This window comes from Flavobacterium sp. KH_001 (assembly GCF_057840745.1).
Genome location: NZ_CM174520.1, coordinates 3,752,213 through 3,766,062 on the forward strand (window position 1 = coordinate 3,752,213; position 13,850 = coordinate 3,766,062).

The following is a 13,850-nucleotide window of genomic DNA, read 5'->3' on the forward strand; positions in this document are numbered from 1 at the left end:
AAATTATAAATATTAAAAGATGATATTTTTTTTAATATGTGTTTTTTTTTGCCAAAATTTATGAATTAAATAATTTTAAGAATACGCTGATATTTAATACATTTATAAAAAAATTCCAAAAACATATGAGTTATTATAAAATTGAAAATTTAGAACAATATTTTAAACATTACAATAAGTCAATAAGAGAACCAAGGAAATTCTGGGGAAAAATAGCTGAAGAAAATTTTACTTGGTATCAACAATGGGAAAAAGTGGTTGATTTTAATATGGCTGATGCTGAAGTAAAATGGTTTACTGAAGCTAAAGTTAATATTACAAAAAACTGTATCGATAGACATTTAAGCAAAAGAGGAGAAAAAACGGCTATTATCTTTGAACCGAATGATCCTTCTGAAGAAGCTTTACATATAACATACAACGAACTTTACGAAAGAGTGTCAAAAATGGCGAATGTTTTGCGTGAGCAAGGAGTTCGTAAAGGAGACAGAGTTTGTATTTATTTGCCAATGATTCCTGAATTGGCTGTTGCTGTTTTGGCCTGTGCCAGAATAGGAGCAATTCATTCTGTGATTTTTGCAGGATTTTCTGCTTCTGCAGTTTCTGCCAGAATCAATGATTGTGAATGTAAAATGGTAATCACATCTGATGGAGGTTATAGAGGAAATAAAACTATTGACTTAAAAGGAATTGTTGATGAAGCATTAGATTCTTGCCCTTCAGTTTCTAAAGTTTTAGTTGTTAAAAGAACTCAGACTGAAATTAAAATGAAAGAAGGTCGTGACCAATGGTTACAGCCTTTGTTGGATGCAGCTTTAGATAACAGTGTTGCTGAAATTATGGATGCTGAAGATCCTTTATTTATCTTGTATACTTCTGGTTCTACAGGAAAACCAAAAGGAATGGTTCATACCACAGCAGGTTACATGGTTTATACTGCCTATACTTTTAAAAATGTTTTCAGTCACGAAGAAAATGACATTTTCTGGTGTACAGCTGATATTGGTTGGATTACAGGTCACTCGTATATATTATACGGTCCGTTATTGAATGGAGGAACAACTGTAATTTTTGAAGGAGTACCATCGTATCCTGATTTTAGCCGTTTTTGGGATATTATCGAAAAACATAAAATCACACAATTTTATACAGCGCCAACTGCAATTCGTTCATTAGCAAAAGAAAGTTTAGATTATATTCAAAAATATCCTCTAAAATCGCTAAAAGTTATTGGATCTGTGGGAGAACCAATAAACGAAGAAGCTTGGCACTGGTTTAATGACCATGTGGGTGATAAAAGATGTCCAGTTGTTGATACCTGGTGGCAAACTGAAACTGGTGGAATCATGATTTCTCCAATTGCTTTTGTAACCCCTACAAAGCCAACTTATGCAACTTTGCCATTACCTGGAATTCAACCGGTTTTAATGGATGAAAAACGTAATGAGATTGAAGGAAACCAAGTAGTTGGAAGTTTGTGTATTAAATTTCCATGGCCTGGAATTGCCAGAACTATTTGGGGAGATCACCAACGTTATAAAGATACTTACTTCTCTTCTTTCCCTGGGAAATATTTTACAGGAGACGGAGCTCTTAGAGATGAAGTTGGATATTACAGAATTACGGGTAGAGTAGATGATGTTGTTATTGTTTCAGGACATAATTTAGGAACAGCTCCTATTGAAGACGCTATCAACGAACATCAGGCTGTTGCTGAATCTGCAATTGTTGGCTTCCCTCATGATATTAAAGGAAACGCTCTTTATGGTTATGTAATTTTAAAAGAAACAGGAGAAGTTAGAAATAAAGAAAACCTGGTTAAAGAGATTAATCAATATATTGCAGACCACATTGGACCAATTGCAAAATTAGATAAAATTCAGTTTGTTTCTGGTTTGCCAAAAACACGTTCGGGAAAAATCATGCGTAGAATTTTACGTAAAATAGCGGAAGGAGATTTTTCTAATTTTGGAGACACTTCAACATTGTTAAATCCTGAAGTTGTTGAAGAAATTATGAAAGAAAGAATTTCTTAATTCTGAAATAGATTAAAATAAAAATGCCTCTTAGTTTTAAGAGGCATTTTTTATGATTTAATTTTATTTGATTCCCAATCTCGATTTAAGTTTCAAAAATAAAAGAGCGATTCTGTATGCATCTTCAGAAGAAGAATTTCTATCACTTTTTGGTATTTTATATATTTCGCATAAGTCATCCAGCGAAAACTGTTTGTCATTAACGTCCATTAGTTTTCGGTACATCACATCAACATCTAATGCTTCATTTTTTATTCTGCCACAATCCAGACGTTCTAAAGCCGAATTTAGCATTTCGATATCAAAATTAATATGATGACCAACTAAAATTGCATTTCCCAGAAAGTTAATAAAAGCTTCTAATGCATCAGGCTCTGGCATTTTTGTCATTTTGCTTTCTATGATAAATTCATTTGAAAGTCCGTTGTCCTGCAGGTATTTATATTGCAGTAAAACCGATTCAAAATTATCTTTAATTACAATACCGTCATCAACAACTGAAAATGCTCCTAAAGATAAAATAACATCTTTATCTGGATTTAATCCTGAAGTTTCAGTAGATAAAACCACGAATCGATTGGGTTTCGTCTCAAATTTTGTTAAATAGTCTTTCCAGAAATCCGGATATTCTTTATTAATATTTTTTAGCCAGTCTAGCATATTTTATGAGAATTGGGTAAGTTGAAATTTACTCTTAATTAATTCCTCAAGGTCTTTCATTGGTGTCAAAGCATTTTTCAATTTTTCCTTATCTGTTTTAGACATTTCTCTAAGATTGATGTATTGTCCTGAATCGTCATTTTTCAATCCTTCAACAGTTCTAAATTTAGATAAAGTTAAAAAAGCTTCAGCACAACTTAAATATATTTCTGCATTTTTAGAGTCAGTTATCGCTAACTGTTTGAATCTTAAATAGGTGTTTTTAATTCCTTTAATATTGGCATTCAAAATCAATAAACGTGCTCCATCAATCAAAGGCATTAAGGCACGTGTTTTAATATCGAATTTTGTTTTATTCGGGCCTTCTTCTTCAACTATGAATTTCTTGAAAAAGCTTAATGGAGAATTTCTCTTTAATGCATCGTTTCCTAAGAAGTCAAAGAATAGAGTATTGTTTACTGCATTTTTGAAAATGACATTTTCAATTACTTCTTCAATTTTTGGTTCTCCAAAAACAATCTCATAATCAAAGAAAATACTGCTCAAATCATTACTGTTTTCACCTGGAGTATTCATCCAGCTATTGTATTGTTTTGTCCAGTCTGTCAATGATTTACACCATAACATATTACTTCCCATATGGCCATTTGGACAATACTCATATCCAACTTTTTCTAAAATCGCTGTAGCTCTTTTAGCCAGTCTTAAAAAATAATCTTTCGTTTCTCTGTATTTATCAGGAGTAACATCTTCAAAAATTAAAATACTATCCTGATCAGTTAATAGGAGTTGTTCTTTACGGCCTTGGCTACCAATACTTAACCATGCAAATCGAGCAGGAGGTGAGCCTAAGTCTAAAATTGATAATTCAACGGCACGTTTAATGATAGCGAGGTTAATTTCGCTGGCGATATTACTAATATGTGAAATTGGAATGTTCTTCTGAATTGAATTCTGAATCAAATCAGAGAGACGATCACGTATTTGTTTTAAGTCTTTAGGAAGCTGAGAACGTTTGATTTCTTTAATCAAAACGCCAGGGTTACTGGCCTGAGCGACAATTAGATCGTGCTCAGAGATAATTCCTTTAACAGCAGATTTATTTGTACCATCTTTAGTAACACATAAATGCGTTACATTATGTTTTAGCATTAATAACTGCGCTTCAGCAAGAGATACGTTTTCAATTACGGTAACGACAGGCGAAGACATAATTTTATCAATCGTCTCTGTAATAGGATAGCGTCCTGTGGCGATTTTTGATGATAAATCTGTAGCAGTAACAATTCCAATTGGTTTGTTTTTCTCACATACAATGATGTTATCAACCATTGCCTCAGTCATTAAAATAGCAACATCTTTCACAACATGATTGGCTTCAGTTGTTAGTGGCGAGTTATTATAGGTTAGAGATTGAATGTATTGCATTTCAGATTGCTGATCGACATAAAATGAAGTATCAGAAATCACTTTTCCGTTGGTATTTACACTGTCTTTTGTATGTCTTGAATTTATAGCAAAACTTTCCAGTAAAAAGTTTAAAACATCTGAATTATTGGCTACAAAAGGTCGGAAAATAGCGATTGGAATAGCATATATAATACTTTCTTCACGTGCTTTCGCAGTCATCATATAGTTATTTTTGGCAAAAAAAGGTCTTAACCCAAAAATATCTCCCTCATGACACTTATTGATGATTGTTTCTTCGGCATCAGCGATTGTGGTTAAATTTATGACACCCGACGCCACAACATAAAAACTATCATGAAGTACGTCGTTGTTTTGAAACAAAACAGTATGCTTTTCTAAATTAATGACTCTGATATTGGTTGCAATGTCAGATAATTCCTGAAAAGTCAAATTATCAAATGGCGGGTATTCTTTTAAAAAATCGGCAATATGCTCAGCAATTGTATTCATACGTTTGATAATTTTTTTAAAGTATCGAATGTAAAAATAATAAAATAAAGTCTTACAATGAAAGCATCTTTAATAGAATCTAATTATTTTAAAGAAATGTTAAATTTTATGGTTATACAGGCTTTAAAATGATTTTTTATTGGATTATTTCTTTATTATTTAACTTTCGTTTTGTTTTAAATGTTTTAAAAACAACTGATTATTAAATTTCAACAGAAGTCACTGCACTTTATTTTTTTTTATTTATCGCATTCTCATAAAACCAAACAGCCATGAAATAGTTTAAAAAGGACAATTATAGTGGTAGAAGCAAGTTTTAAAATATTCTATTTTACATAATATAAATTATAGTTCACATTATATACACTTTAAAACCGTTAAGTTTTTGGTTTTCAACGCTTTGTTATTCCTTTCTATCATAGAACTTTCGTTTTGTAATGTTATAGACTTTATATGAATTATGCAAATAATTAAGCTAGAAAAATTTAAGCATAAAAAAACCCCGATATTTTGGGGTTAATTTAGTGCTCTGGTAAATTATGATCTTAATTCTTTTAGACCCAAATTAGCCATATATTGCCAAATTCCATAAACCTTAAATCTTGAATCTGTTGAATATAATTTAGCAGATTCGTCAGTAAATGGTTTTCTTATGTAGTCTGATTTGTATCTGTCAAAATCTTGATTATTATAAGGAACAACGAAAACTTTACATTTTACATCGTCCACCATTGTTGTTTCTCCAATTTCTTCCTTTGCTTTTAATGCTTCTTCAAATGTCATAATTATTTTTTTAATTTAGTCCTTTATAAGGATTCTCACTAAAGACCTCCTTACCATTTTTATATAATTGAAAAAAGTTTTTACTTTTTCCTTTAGTTGAAATATCTACTTTATAGACATCCGCACCAACAATGTAGATTGAGCCTCTATTTATTAAATTACCGTTACCAGCACCATAATTAAATTCGTAATCTAATCTTTTATTGTCTGATTGTAAAGTTATTAAATAATCATCACATTCGTTAGGAGGTTTTGGATATTCTATATAACTCTCAGCAATTTGCTTTTCATCACTATATATATTGACAATATTTTTTACTAAACCAAATTCAGGATAGTATTTATTGACGCTAGTTATAAATGCTAACTGTTCGGCAGTTAATTTTTCAGGAGAAGATTGAAAAAATTTCTTTTCCTGTGAATGAACTAAAATGGTAAACATTGTAAATAATAAAAAAGTAATTTTTTTCATGTGTTTTTATGTTAGGATTAAACGTACTAAAGTTTTTCAAATATAGTGCCAATAATTTAATCATACTTTGTCAATTGCTATAAAAGAATAAATAATAAACCTTTTTATTTTATGTACCTTTCGTTATAATTTAACCTTAAAAATCATATAAATGAAAAAAGTGAATGTTATTAGAACGATTCAAGTTACAGGAAGTAACCAAATTGCTTATACAATAGTAGTAAATAATATTGTTTTTGTTCACGCCTTAACACCACAAAGTACTGGTGACGCAAAGACCTTAATAAAACTAACTAATGGTGATGTTATATTGTCTATGATAGGATTGAGTACATTACAAAAAATGATTACAGAAGCAAACGAAGAAGAATAAAAAAAGATATTTAAAAAATAAGCCTTTGTAAATTAATACAAAGGCTTATCTATTATATAATCATTACAATATTGTCTAGAAATATATTTACCAGTTTTTCGATTGTAAATATTAATGTAGTGATAATCAAATCCGACATTTTTACACCAATTATGTAAGTAAAATATTGATTTACAAAACTCTATTTTTATAGGCTGTACGCTTTTATCTTTATTGAAAATTGTACAACTGTAAGGCGTGGGAGTATTATTAGCCATAAATATTTGTGATTTGTATTTCTACCTCATGCATGAGATTTTTAATTTTAAAACCTCCATTTACACAAACAAATGTTGACATATCGAACTCCCCTTTTTTAATAATACTAGTCCCCTGCTCTATATAATTTACATAAAACCAAAATTCATTAGTTCTAATATCTGTGAATATAAAAACACTAAGACCATAAGGATATGATGTTTTAGTTGTAGTCATTTTTACATAAAAATCTCCAAACTGAACAATATTTCCGTTATTTTGAACTGGGAAAGATGTAACTAAATCATAGCCATTTCTAATGTAATTTGGATTTTCGCCTTGAAACTCTAAATTATCAATATGAGTACCATTTCTATAAGTGTCATAAAATGCAGTATAGAATTTATTGTCTGATTGAATTGTACTTAATTTAAGTAAAGAATAAACTCTACTATCGTAAGCATAACCTGAACCTTGTGAAAATCTACCATCCAATCTAAATTGAGGTAATTTATACTCTTTTAAAAAACGTAATGGCTTCTTTTGAAAGTCGCTAAAGTTTGAAATTTCAACACCAGTACCAGCACTATAAGGAACACCAAGAAAAATCTCTGTGTAAGCTGTAGCAAAATAATTTTCGGGAATTACGTTTAAGTCAACATTACCTAAATCATTAATAACTGAAAGCATAGGTAAGCTATCGTAATTATTGAAGCGAACACCATTAACTCTCTTATTATCAATAAATAACGATAATATAAAAAATGGAGTTTCAATATCTTTTACAGCGTAGCCTTGTTCATCGTAATAGGGAATTTCCTTTACTTTTACGGCGTAACTATCATCAATATATTGTATAAAATTCATATCATTTAATTAAATAACGGAACTTTCTTCAAGTCCGAAGTTGATAAATATTTTTTTAAATCCGCTTTTAAATCACGTCTCGTAATTACATAATAACAAGCTATAACCAAAGGAACTGTAGTTGTTTGTTTTACCTTCAATAACTCATTTATAGTCTCCTTTTCGTTTTCGAAATTTGACATTGGTTCAGTTATCCAAGTATACCAAGGCGAATCTTTTGTTTGCTTATTTGTACCTAACCATACCGCCAAAGATTCTGCAATGTCATGAACTTCTTTACGATTTGTAATTTTGTTCAATTCAATTTCTTTAGTGATTGGGTTAGAAACAGCAATTTTTAAATCCTTTTCTGCGTTTTCAAGTTCTTTTTCCTCAGCATCTTGCGTAAACTTATCGTACCATTTTTTTAATAATGGATAAAACACAATTATACCAGTAATAAGAATCCAATATTTTTGCAGAAAGTCAAAGAGCCAAACTGTATTGGCTTGGCTCTTTGTTCTATTTGTTATCTCTCTTTGAGCCATAGCTTATTTTTTCTTGAATAATTTATAAGCTAAAAACCCTGCTAAAGCAACTAACACAACATTTGCAATAGTCTTATTGTTTGCGTAAAAAAGTTTGATTTTATCTAACATCTTGTTTAAATTTTGAATTAATAATTTTTATCTTTTTGGGCGTTTGTTTAGACTGTAACGCTGTAAACAGTATAAAAAAAAAGTAGTACAGGAATAATCAAATAATTGAATTTGAATTTCTTTTTGGCTGTTACTGTAACACCTGAAAGGTTATAATCTCCCATAATGTCAATAGCATCCTGAATGTCGGAATCATAAATTAAAGAAGCATCCGCACCGTTTTCATGCACTATAATAGCCCTTGCAATTACTAGGTAGAATTTTGCAACTACAATTTTAATCGTCTGGTCAGGTGCTAATCCAACTGCTTTAGAAATTACTTCTATATATTTTTGAGTATCGTTTTCGAAAGGCGGAGCATATTCTGTTATCAATTTTCTAACAGTATTTTTGCCTTTATCAATGTCATTTGTTAAATCTCGCAACATTGCACGAATACCAAATTTTACTTCTGTAAACTGCTCAAAATGCTTATCAGTATTTTGACTGTTTGGAATTTTTCCTTGCCAAGCAATATTGGTTAAAACCAAGTTACCCGGATTGTTATTTCTAACACCTCTTGATAAATCTTTTCTACCTAAATAACTACTCATGTGTTTCAGTTATTAAAGATTCGTCCTGTACTTGCAGAGGACGAGAAGAAGTTTTAGTTTCTTCTTTACCTAAATCAAGTTTTTCCAATTCGTCAGATACAACCTGAATACCTTTCAAAATTGCAGTAACAACAGCACCATATTTTACTATAATTCCTATTACGGATAAAATCGTTTTTAAACTTTTCATTTTTTAGTTTCTTTAAGTTGTTTTCTTTTTTCTAAATACTCTTTGAGTAAATCAACCCCCTCATGAAGTATCAGAGGGAGAAATTTTAATATTACCTTAAACATTAGTTCGAGCGTAAAAATGTACCTGCGTAACCTCCGTTTTTTGCACGTGGATTAATGACAAATGCCATTCCGTCAATTACTACCTTACCACCATTTTTTTGCATAGTTCCCCAATGAAATGATTGAACACCAGTTTTGGTATTAGTGAATGTACATGCGACAGAACCAAACCAACCTTTTTCTGAAAGTTGAGATTTTGAAGTTGTTACACATTTGATTGAAATCAATTCGCCTTTTGACAATCTCCAACCAGTTGTTAAATGTTGCTCAACTCCTTTATTCGGACCCGTTGACGGTGTATAAGTTGTATTTTTAGCACCTGAGTGCTTTACTTTTTGTTGATTATTATTGTTGTTATAATTCTGATTATTAGAATTATAGCTTTTCTTACCTTGTGCCATTACTTTATAATGTGTTTAATTAATAGTATGATTTCCGCCAATTTTTTTAAGATTATTACTGCCGAATCTATCAAGAATACTAAAAGATAGATTCGATAGTAATTTTTTGGCTTATCGTCTTTTTGCAACTCTTTTTCCTGAATTGTTGCGGTCGCTTCTTATAAACCAAATCAATGCTATAAGACCAGCGACAGCACCAAGAACAATTTTCCAATTTCTTTGAAACCATACTTTTATAGTACTGGTTACAATGGTAGAACCAACCTGACCGCTACCCTCGACAAATCCTGCTGAAAGTCCATCATTTACACCAGTCATCACAGCTTTACCGAAAATATTAGCACCTGCATTTGCTACAGCACCAGCCGTTTGACTTGCGACAGCTAAAGCTTGTTGCTGATTATATTCAGCTTGCGCTTGATTATTTGCTTTTTTGGCTTCGTGAGCATCTTGCAAATTCTGTGATATGCTTTGAACTGCGCCACCTACGAAAGGAATAGCACCCATTATAGGAGTAGCGACTTTTACAAGATTTTTAAACGAAACGTTTTTCTTAATCGCTGTTCCAATTTTTTTAAAAAATCCCATAATTATACTGTTTTAAGCGCCCTTACGACGAAATTAATAACCGCTCCCTGAGATTTATTAATCTCAATACCAACCACAGCCACTAAAGGCAATGTTAGTCTATCAGATAAGCCTTGTAAAACTTTTCCATCTGCAAGAACTGCCTGAATTGGGTCGATATCACGACTTAATGTTTGCAATTCAAATGGAAGATATTTTACAACTTGACCGTTTTGAAATTGATAAGACAAATCACTTACTGTTTCATCAACTGTCATGATTGCTAAATCAAATCCCTGAACATCAATCTTTTTGTTAAATTCCTCAGAAGCAACTGTTTTTTGTTCGAAAAAATACAAGTTGTTAGTAGCTACAGGCTCTTCAATTCCGTGCAAATCGTAACGTTTGCCTGCAATTAAATCCTCTAAAACTATTTTAATACTTTCTTTTTCAGCAAGAAAAACTGAACCTTCGTCCGCTATTTCACATAAAGCAATTAGAGCGTTATCGTCGTCAGATTGAGTGTTTTCAGTACCGTAAGTACTTGCTAAAATGAAATCTTTAAGCAACACTTTGTTTGCTAAAATGACATTTGAACCGTTTCCACGCTCAATATAAACACTGATTTTTTCAGTAGTTAAACCCGATAAAGCCAAATCGCTTGAAATAATCAAAGAGCCGATTGATTTTGTTACCGTTAATTCTGGCGATTTTGTTACGCCTGTAATAGTTGCAATTTTCATTTGTTATAAATTTTATTTGTTTAATTTCTTTCACAAAGGTTATTGCAACTATCATTTGACGTTTTCTAATTCTTTCTATTCCTTTCTATTTTTTTTCATTTTTTTCCATTTCAAGAAAGAATTTTGTACTCAATTAAATCAGAAATCATTAAGTATTTCCTTTTTAGTGCTAGACTATCTAATATAATTTGATACTCTTTTCTTGCAGTTGGATAACTAACTTCAAGAATGTGCATTAACTGAGTTTTTGTAACTTTTTGGCTTGTATTTTGTGTTTTCATGGCTTATAGAAATAAAAGTTGATGTTCTTCAAATAATTTAAAATCGAAAATATTTTGTATTTTTTCTTTTGTTCTAAATTCATGTAGATAGAATCTACACTTGTTATTGAACCAGTTTAAAAGTTTTTTATCGCTTGTAAGGTCAATATCTTCTAATAAAAGATTTAATGCTACAATGAAACTTACTTCTTGATTGTTAGAGTAATATTCTCTAAATAGAGATTTTGCAAGACGTTTTTTAATTGTTGTTGTAGATAAATGAATTTTCTTGTAGCGTTTTACAATTGGAGAAAATTTAGCTATCTGTTTTTGTAGAAATTGGAAATCGAAAAGCACTATTTCTTTTTCTTTGTTTATTTGACTTTTGCCTGTATTCTCTCGTAATTCGAAAAAGCCTTTGTTTGCAATTTGCAACAATTCATAAAGCATATTTTTATCGAATATATTCCAAGTCATAGCTTGACTTGTAGTTAAATCCGCTTTTGAATTTTCTTGCAGACCTCTAAAAAATGCACTATTTAACTGGTATTCAAAACGCCAAACGTTATCGTTTTTCAAGCCATTACTTGCGTAATACTCATTGATATATGGCTTTTCTGTTAGTTGTAACGAAAGTGTTTTATTGTAGCATCGAATTATTTTGTCAGATGTTCTTTTACCGACTTGAAAGCCGTTAAGTATGGATTTACCTTTAAACGTTTCAAAATAGGATTGAATATTTTTCGGACGCCCTGAAATAAGGTAATTACCTGACATGATATTATTATATAAATTACGATAGCTATTGTTGAGATCAGACTTATCAAGGCAGATGTCCAAGCGGTTAATTGATTTGAAATTGTAGTTTGTTTCATCACAGAAGTTTTCTAATAATTCTCTTAATTCGTTTGGGGTTTTAGTATAGAATAAATGATTTTCAAATTGTAGTTGAGCCAAATTTGCATCAATAATTGCACTTCTAGGACTTGCTAAGTACTGTCCTATTTTCTCGCTTTTGTAATATACATCTGAACGGATAGAAAATATTTTTGTACCATAGTCATAAGGTTGCATTTTGAAATCTGATGATTCGGGAAACTCTCCGAAAGGTTGACCGTCTAAATTGACAATCAGATAATCGATATTTATTAGAGTATTTTCTTGGGGTTGGTTTTTTTGACGTTTCCTTAATTGGTGACGTTCCTTATATGTAATCATGGTTTTTGCGTAGGTTTGAGTGAGTTGGTTGCCGTTATACCCTACGGCAACTTTTTTTGAACTAAAATTGTATTTCCAATTGTTTTAAAACAACATATCGTTTATTGAAATAAACATCTATTATGTCTTTTACATCTATCCATTTGTAATAGTTTACAACTGTAGTTTTTGGATGATATACAATTAGTGATAAGCCTTTTTCATACGTGGTAAGGCTTAACATATGGCTCGTGTACTCTTTTTGCGCTAACGTTTTTAAGTAATGGTAAAACGTTTTTTCGTTCAATTGATAATCAACTGGAACAAAAGGTTTTAAAAACTCAATCATTACACTAGATCGTGTTTAATTAGTTTTTCAAGTAAATGCTTGTGAGATTTGACACAGAATGTAAAAACCTTAGTTCTATGTTTTGCAGAAGTAATTTCTAAAACATGCATATTATTACACGTAAGAGGTAATAATTGAAGTCTTATAGAATTTTCAGTTCCTTTAAAGCGGATGAAGAATAAACCTTTAAATTGAACGGTTTTAAAGAACGGGGAGATTGTTCTTGTAAAGTTTTTAATGTTTACTTTTTTATTATGGTTCATTGCCTGAACTTTTAATAAAAAATCTTGGTAGCTAAGTTCAATTTCTGTTTGAACTTGCAATAATTGCTTTTGGGTCATAGATAGTTATTTTAATTAAAAAATAAGTCTATGATGTAAGAAATTGTTTCGTTTTTGTTGCCAAAAAGTGGCAAAGTGTAGATTTAGTGGTACATTCTATAAATTATAGGTCAAAAAGATATATCTGAAAGAAATGCCTTATTCATATAACTTTGTTAGAATTGTTTCGTCTGGAACTAAATCAGAGCCACCTCCTTTATTGAATTGCATAACATTTTCATTTGCGTATAATACTGCGTTCGTTGATTGACCATTTGAAGACTTAATCTTTATCTGAGCTTTATCGCCAAGCACATATACATATCCGGTAATATCCATAACACCAGAATTCAATTCTGCGTTGTCACTTGTAACTTCTGCAGTTCCCACAATTTTGTAGTTAGATTGCGCTATAGTCATTTTAAAAATATATTTTTTGCTACAGTCCTTACAATTTTCATTGCTCCAGGTTCCTGTAAAGCGATTTGTTTGTGCATACGTTGTAAAAGAAACAAATACTAATAATAAAATTAATTTTTTCATTTAAAGAAAATTTGACATTTAAAATTGTGAGTCAAATATAAATAAAAATGCATCCGTTAAAGCGGATGCATTTTTTTATCATTGAAATTATAACTTATAGTTTCTTCAAATAAACTGATTTACCATTTAAGGAAACTTCAATTTCATTGTTTTTATCAGAAAATGTTGTTCTGAGAACATTTCCTTTGAAAAGTTGAACGTCTCCAAAAACTTTTCCAGTCTCATCAGAAACATATTCAAATAGCAATTTTTTATTGCCTGGTTCAATACCAATTTTATAACTTGAAAATTTTGTTCCTTTCAAATCAAATTGTTGTTGAGAATCAATAATTTTTCCATCAGCATAAAAATTTGTGATTGTTTTGTTTAAAGTGATATCCGGATAATACTGATTTACTTTTGTAAGCAATGCGTATTGTTCTACATTTGCATCTTCTTGTTTTGAAGTGATTGTTTGCGCAAATGAAATTGTTGTAAAAATAAGAGCTAACAGTAAAGTGATTTTTTTCATAATTTAAATTTTATAGTTAAAGTTTCAAAACAATTTTTAAAACTTACATAATAACCACTTTTTATATAAAAGTTAATTATTATATA

Annotated in this window: 18 protein-coding genes; 2 read left to right on the forward strand and 16 right to left on the reverse strand. The window is 30.5% G+C overall.

Going from position 1 to position 13,850, the window contains the following annotated elements:
• Positions 1 to 125: 125 nt before the first annotated feature.
• Complete coding sequence (gene acs / locus AC3ITQ_RS16250; RefSeq protein WP_194656069.1) at positions 126 to 2,036, forward strand: acetate--CoA ligase; 1,911 nt, start codon at positions 126 to 128, stop codon at positions 2,034 to 2,036.
• A 63-nt stretch (positions 2,037 to 2,099) separates the two neighbouring features.
• Here the strand turns inward: acs and AC3ITQ_RS16255 are convergent, their stop codons facing one another.
• The 4 genes from AC3ITQ_RS16255 to AC3ITQ_RS16270 all read right to left on the reverse strand — a co-directional run bounded on the left by AC3ITQ_RS16255 (position 2,100) and on the right by AC3ITQ_RS16270 (position 5,871).
• Positions 2,100 to 2,696 (reverse strand): 3'-5' exonuclease, encoded by a 597-nt coding sequence (locus tag AC3ITQ_RS16255; protein ID WP_489235203.1) that lies wholly within the window; start codon positions 2,694 to 2,696, stop codon positions 2,100 to 2,102.
• A 3-nt stretch (positions 2,697 to 2,699) separates the two neighbouring features.
• On the reverse strand, positions 2,700 to 4,616 hold the full coding sequence (locus AC3ITQ_RS16260) for a DUF294 nucleotidyltransferase-like domain-containing protein (protein WP_375031620.1): 1,917 nt from the start codon (positions 4,614 to 4,616) through the stop codon (positions 2,700 to 2,702).
• Positions 4,617 to 5,153: 537 nt separating this feature from the next.
• The gene (locus AC3ITQ_RS16265; protein WP_489235204.1) at positions 5,154 to 5,399 is read right to left on the reverse strand and encodes a hypothetical protein; all 246 of its coding nucleotides are present in this window, start codon (positions 5,397 to 5,399) and stop codon (positions 5,154 to 5,156) included.
• Positions 5,400 to 5,409: 10 nt separating this feature from the next.
• Positions 5,410 to 5,871 carry a hypothetical protein gene (locus tag AC3ITQ_RS16270; RefSeq protein ID WP_489235205.1) on the reverse strand — a complete coding sequence of 154 codons (462 nt, stop codon included), beginning with the start codon at positions 5,869 to 5,871 and terminating at the stop codon, positions 5,410 to 5,412.
• A gap of 151 nt (positions 5,872 to 6,022) precedes the next feature.
• On the opposite strand from AC3ITQ_RS16270, the gene AC3ITQ_RS16275 reads away from it, so the two are divergent.
• Positions 6,023 to 6,244 (forward strand): hypothetical protein, encoded by a 222-nt coding sequence (locus AC3ITQ_RS16275; RefSeq protein WP_489235206.1) that lies wholly within the window; start codon positions 6,023 to 6,025, stop codon positions 6,242 to 6,244.
• 249 nt (positions 6,245 to 6,493) lie between these two features.
• On the opposite strand, the gene AC3ITQ_RS16280 is transcribed toward AC3ITQ_RS16275, so the two are convergent.
• The 12 genes from AC3ITQ_RS16280 to AC3ITQ_RS16335 all read right to left on the reverse strand — a co-directional run bounded on the left by AC3ITQ_RS16280 (position 6,494) and on the right by AC3ITQ_RS16335 (position 13,764).
• Positions 6,494 to 7,348: a hypothetical protein gene (locus AC3ITQ_RS16280; protein WP_489235207.1), complete on the reverse strand. Its 855-nt coding sequence runs from the start codon at positions 7,346 to 7,348 to the stop codon at positions 6,494 to 6,496.
• Between the two features lie 5 nt (positions 7,349 to 7,353).
• The gene (locus AC3ITQ_RS16285) at positions 7,354 to 7,875 is read right to left on the reverse strand and encodes a hypothetical protein (protein WP_489235208.1); all 522 of its coding nucleotides are present in this window, start codon (positions 7,873 to 7,875) and stop codon (positions 7,354 to 7,356) included.
• A 158-nt stretch (positions 7,876 to 8,033) separates the two neighbouring features.
• Positions 8,034 to 8,579, reverse strand: coding sequence for a hypothetical protein (locus AC3ITQ_RS16290; RefSeq protein ID WP_489235209.1), 546 nt, complete (start codon positions 8,577 to 8,579; stop codon positions 8,034 to 8,036).
• Entirely contained in the window at positions 8,572 to 8,769 is a 198-nt protein-coding gene (locus AC3ITQ_RS16295) for a hypothetical protein (protein ID WP_072963382.1), read from the reverse strand. The genes AC3ITQ_RS16290 and AC3ITQ_RS16295 overlap by 8 nt, the downstream gene beginning before the upstream one ends.
• Positions 8,770 to 8,872: 103 nt before the next feature.
• Positions 8,873 to 9,274: a hypothetical protein gene (locus AC3ITQ_RS16300; protein WP_072963379.1), complete on the reverse strand. Its 402-nt coding sequence runs from the start codon at positions 9,272 to 9,274 to the stop codon at positions 8,873 to 8,875.
• Between the two features lie 111 nt (positions 9,275 to 9,385).
• Entirely contained in the window at positions 9,386 to 9,862 is a 477-nt protein-coding gene (locus AC3ITQ_RS16305) for a hypothetical protein (RefSeq protein WP_072963376.1), read from the reverse strand.
• A gap of 2 nt (positions 9,863 to 9,864) precedes the next feature.
• The gene (locus tag AC3ITQ_RS16310; protein WP_072963374.1) at positions 9,865 to 10,584 is read right to left on the reverse strand and encodes a hypothetical protein; all 720 of its coding nucleotides are present in this window, start codon (positions 10,582 to 10,584) and stop codon (positions 9,865 to 9,867) included.
• Between the two features lie 284 nt (positions 10,585 to 10,868).
• Entirely contained in the window at positions 10,869 to 12,062 is a 1,194-nt protein-coding gene (locus AC3ITQ_RS16315) for a hypothetical protein (protein ID WP_489235210.1), read from the reverse strand.
• Between the two features lie 61 nt (positions 12,063 to 12,123).
• Positions 12,124 to 12,390: a hypothetical protein gene (locus AC3ITQ_RS16320; RefSeq protein ID WP_072963368.1), complete on the reverse strand. Its 267-nt coding sequence runs from the start codon at positions 12,388 to 12,390 to the stop codon at positions 12,124 to 12,126.
• Positions 12,390 to 12,731 (reverse strand): hypothetical protein, encoded by a 342-nt coding sequence (locus AC3ITQ_RS16325; RefSeq protein WP_489235211.1) that lies wholly within the window; start codon positions 12,729 to 12,731, stop codon positions 12,390 to 12,392. The genes AC3ITQ_RS16320 and AC3ITQ_RS16325 overlap by 1 nt, the downstream gene beginning before the upstream one ends.
• Before the next feature lie 138 nt (positions 12,732 to 12,869).
• Positions 12,870 to 13,253: a hypothetical protein gene (locus AC3ITQ_RS16330; protein WP_489235212.1), complete on the reverse strand. Its 384-nt coding sequence runs from the start codon at positions 13,251 to 13,253 to the stop codon at positions 12,870 to 12,872.
• Between the two features lie 94 nt (positions 13,254 to 13,347).
• The gene (locus tag AC3ITQ_RS16335; protein ID WP_489235213.1) at positions 13,348 to 13,764 is read right to left on the reverse strand and encodes a hypothetical protein; all 417 of its coding nucleotides are present in this window, start codon (positions 13,762 to 13,764) and stop codon (positions 13,348 to 13,350) included.
• Between the last annotated feature and the right edge of the window lie 86 nt (positions 13,765 to 13,850).

Coding starts and splice junctions, on each gene's coding strand:
- AC3ITQ_RS16320 (WP_072963368.1), bottom strand. CDS start 12,390: ATGATTGAGTTTTTAAAACCTTTTGTTCCAGTTGATTATCAATTGAAC.
- AC3ITQ_RS16275 (WP_489235206.1), top strand. CDS start 6,023: ATGAAAAAAGTGAATGTTATTAGAACGATTCAAGTTACAGGAAGTAAC.
- AC3ITQ_RS16335 (WP_489235213.1), bottom strand. CDS start 13,764: ATGAAAAAAATCACTTTACTGTTAGCTCTTATTTTTACAACAATTTCA.
- AC3ITQ_RS16270 (WP_489235205.1), bottom strand. CDS start 5,871: ATGAAAAAAATTACTTTTTTATTATTTACAATGTTTACCATTTTAGTT.
- AC3ITQ_RS16305 (WP_072963376.1), bottom strand. CDS start 9,862: ATGGGATTTTTTAAAAAAATTGGAACAGCGATTAAGAAAAACGTTTCG.
- AC3ITQ_RS16310 (WP_072963374.1), bottom strand. CDS start 10,584: ATGAAAATTGCAACTATTACAGGCGTAACAAAATCGCCAGAATTAACG.
- AC3ITQ_RS16315 (WP_489235210.1), bottom strand. CDS start 12,062: ATGATTACATATAAGGAACGTCACCAATTAAGGAAACGTCAAAAAAAC.
- AC3ITQ_RS16295 (WP_072963382.1), bottom strand. CDS start 8,769: ATGAAAAGTTTAAAAACGATTTTATCCGTAATAGGAATTATAGTAAAA.
- AC3ITQ_RS16265 (WP_489235204.1), bottom strand. CDS start 5,399: ATGACATTTGAAGAAGCATTAAAAGCAAAGGAAGAAATTGGAGAAACA.
- AC3ITQ_RS16290 (WP_489235209.1), bottom strand. CDS start 8,579: ATGAGTAGTTATTTAGGTAGAAAAGATTTATCAAGAGGTGTTAGAAAT.
- AC3ITQ_RS16285 (WP_489235208.1), bottom strand. CDS start 7,875: ATGGCTCAAAGAGAGATAACAAATAGAACAAAGAGCCAAGCCAATACA.
- AC3ITQ_RS16330 (WP_489235212.1), bottom strand. CDS start 13,253: ATGAAAAAATTAATTTTATTATTAGTATTTGTTTCTTTTACAACGTAT.
- AC3ITQ_RS16300 (WP_072963379.1), bottom strand. CDS start 9,274: ATGGCACAAGGTAAGAAAAGCTATAATTCTAATAATCAGAATTATAAC.
- acs (WP_194656069.1), top strand. CDS start 126: ATGAGTTATTATAAAATTGAAAATTTAGAACAATATTTTAAACATTAC.
- AC3ITQ_RS16255 (WP_489235203.1), bottom strand. CDS start 2,696: ATGCTAGACTGGCTAAAAAATATTAATAAAGAATATCCGGATTTCTGG.
- AC3ITQ_RS16260 (WP_375031620.1), bottom strand. CDS start 4,616: ATGAATACAATTGCTGAGCATATTGCCGATTTTTTAAAAGAATACCCG.
- AC3ITQ_RS16325 (WP_489235211.1), bottom strand. CDS start 12,731: ATGACCCAAAAGCAATTATTGCAAGTTCAAACAGAAATTGAACTTAGC.
- AC3ITQ_RS16280 (WP_489235207.1), bottom strand. CDS start 7,348: ATGAATTTTATACAATATATTGATGATAGTTACGCCGTAAAAGTAAAG.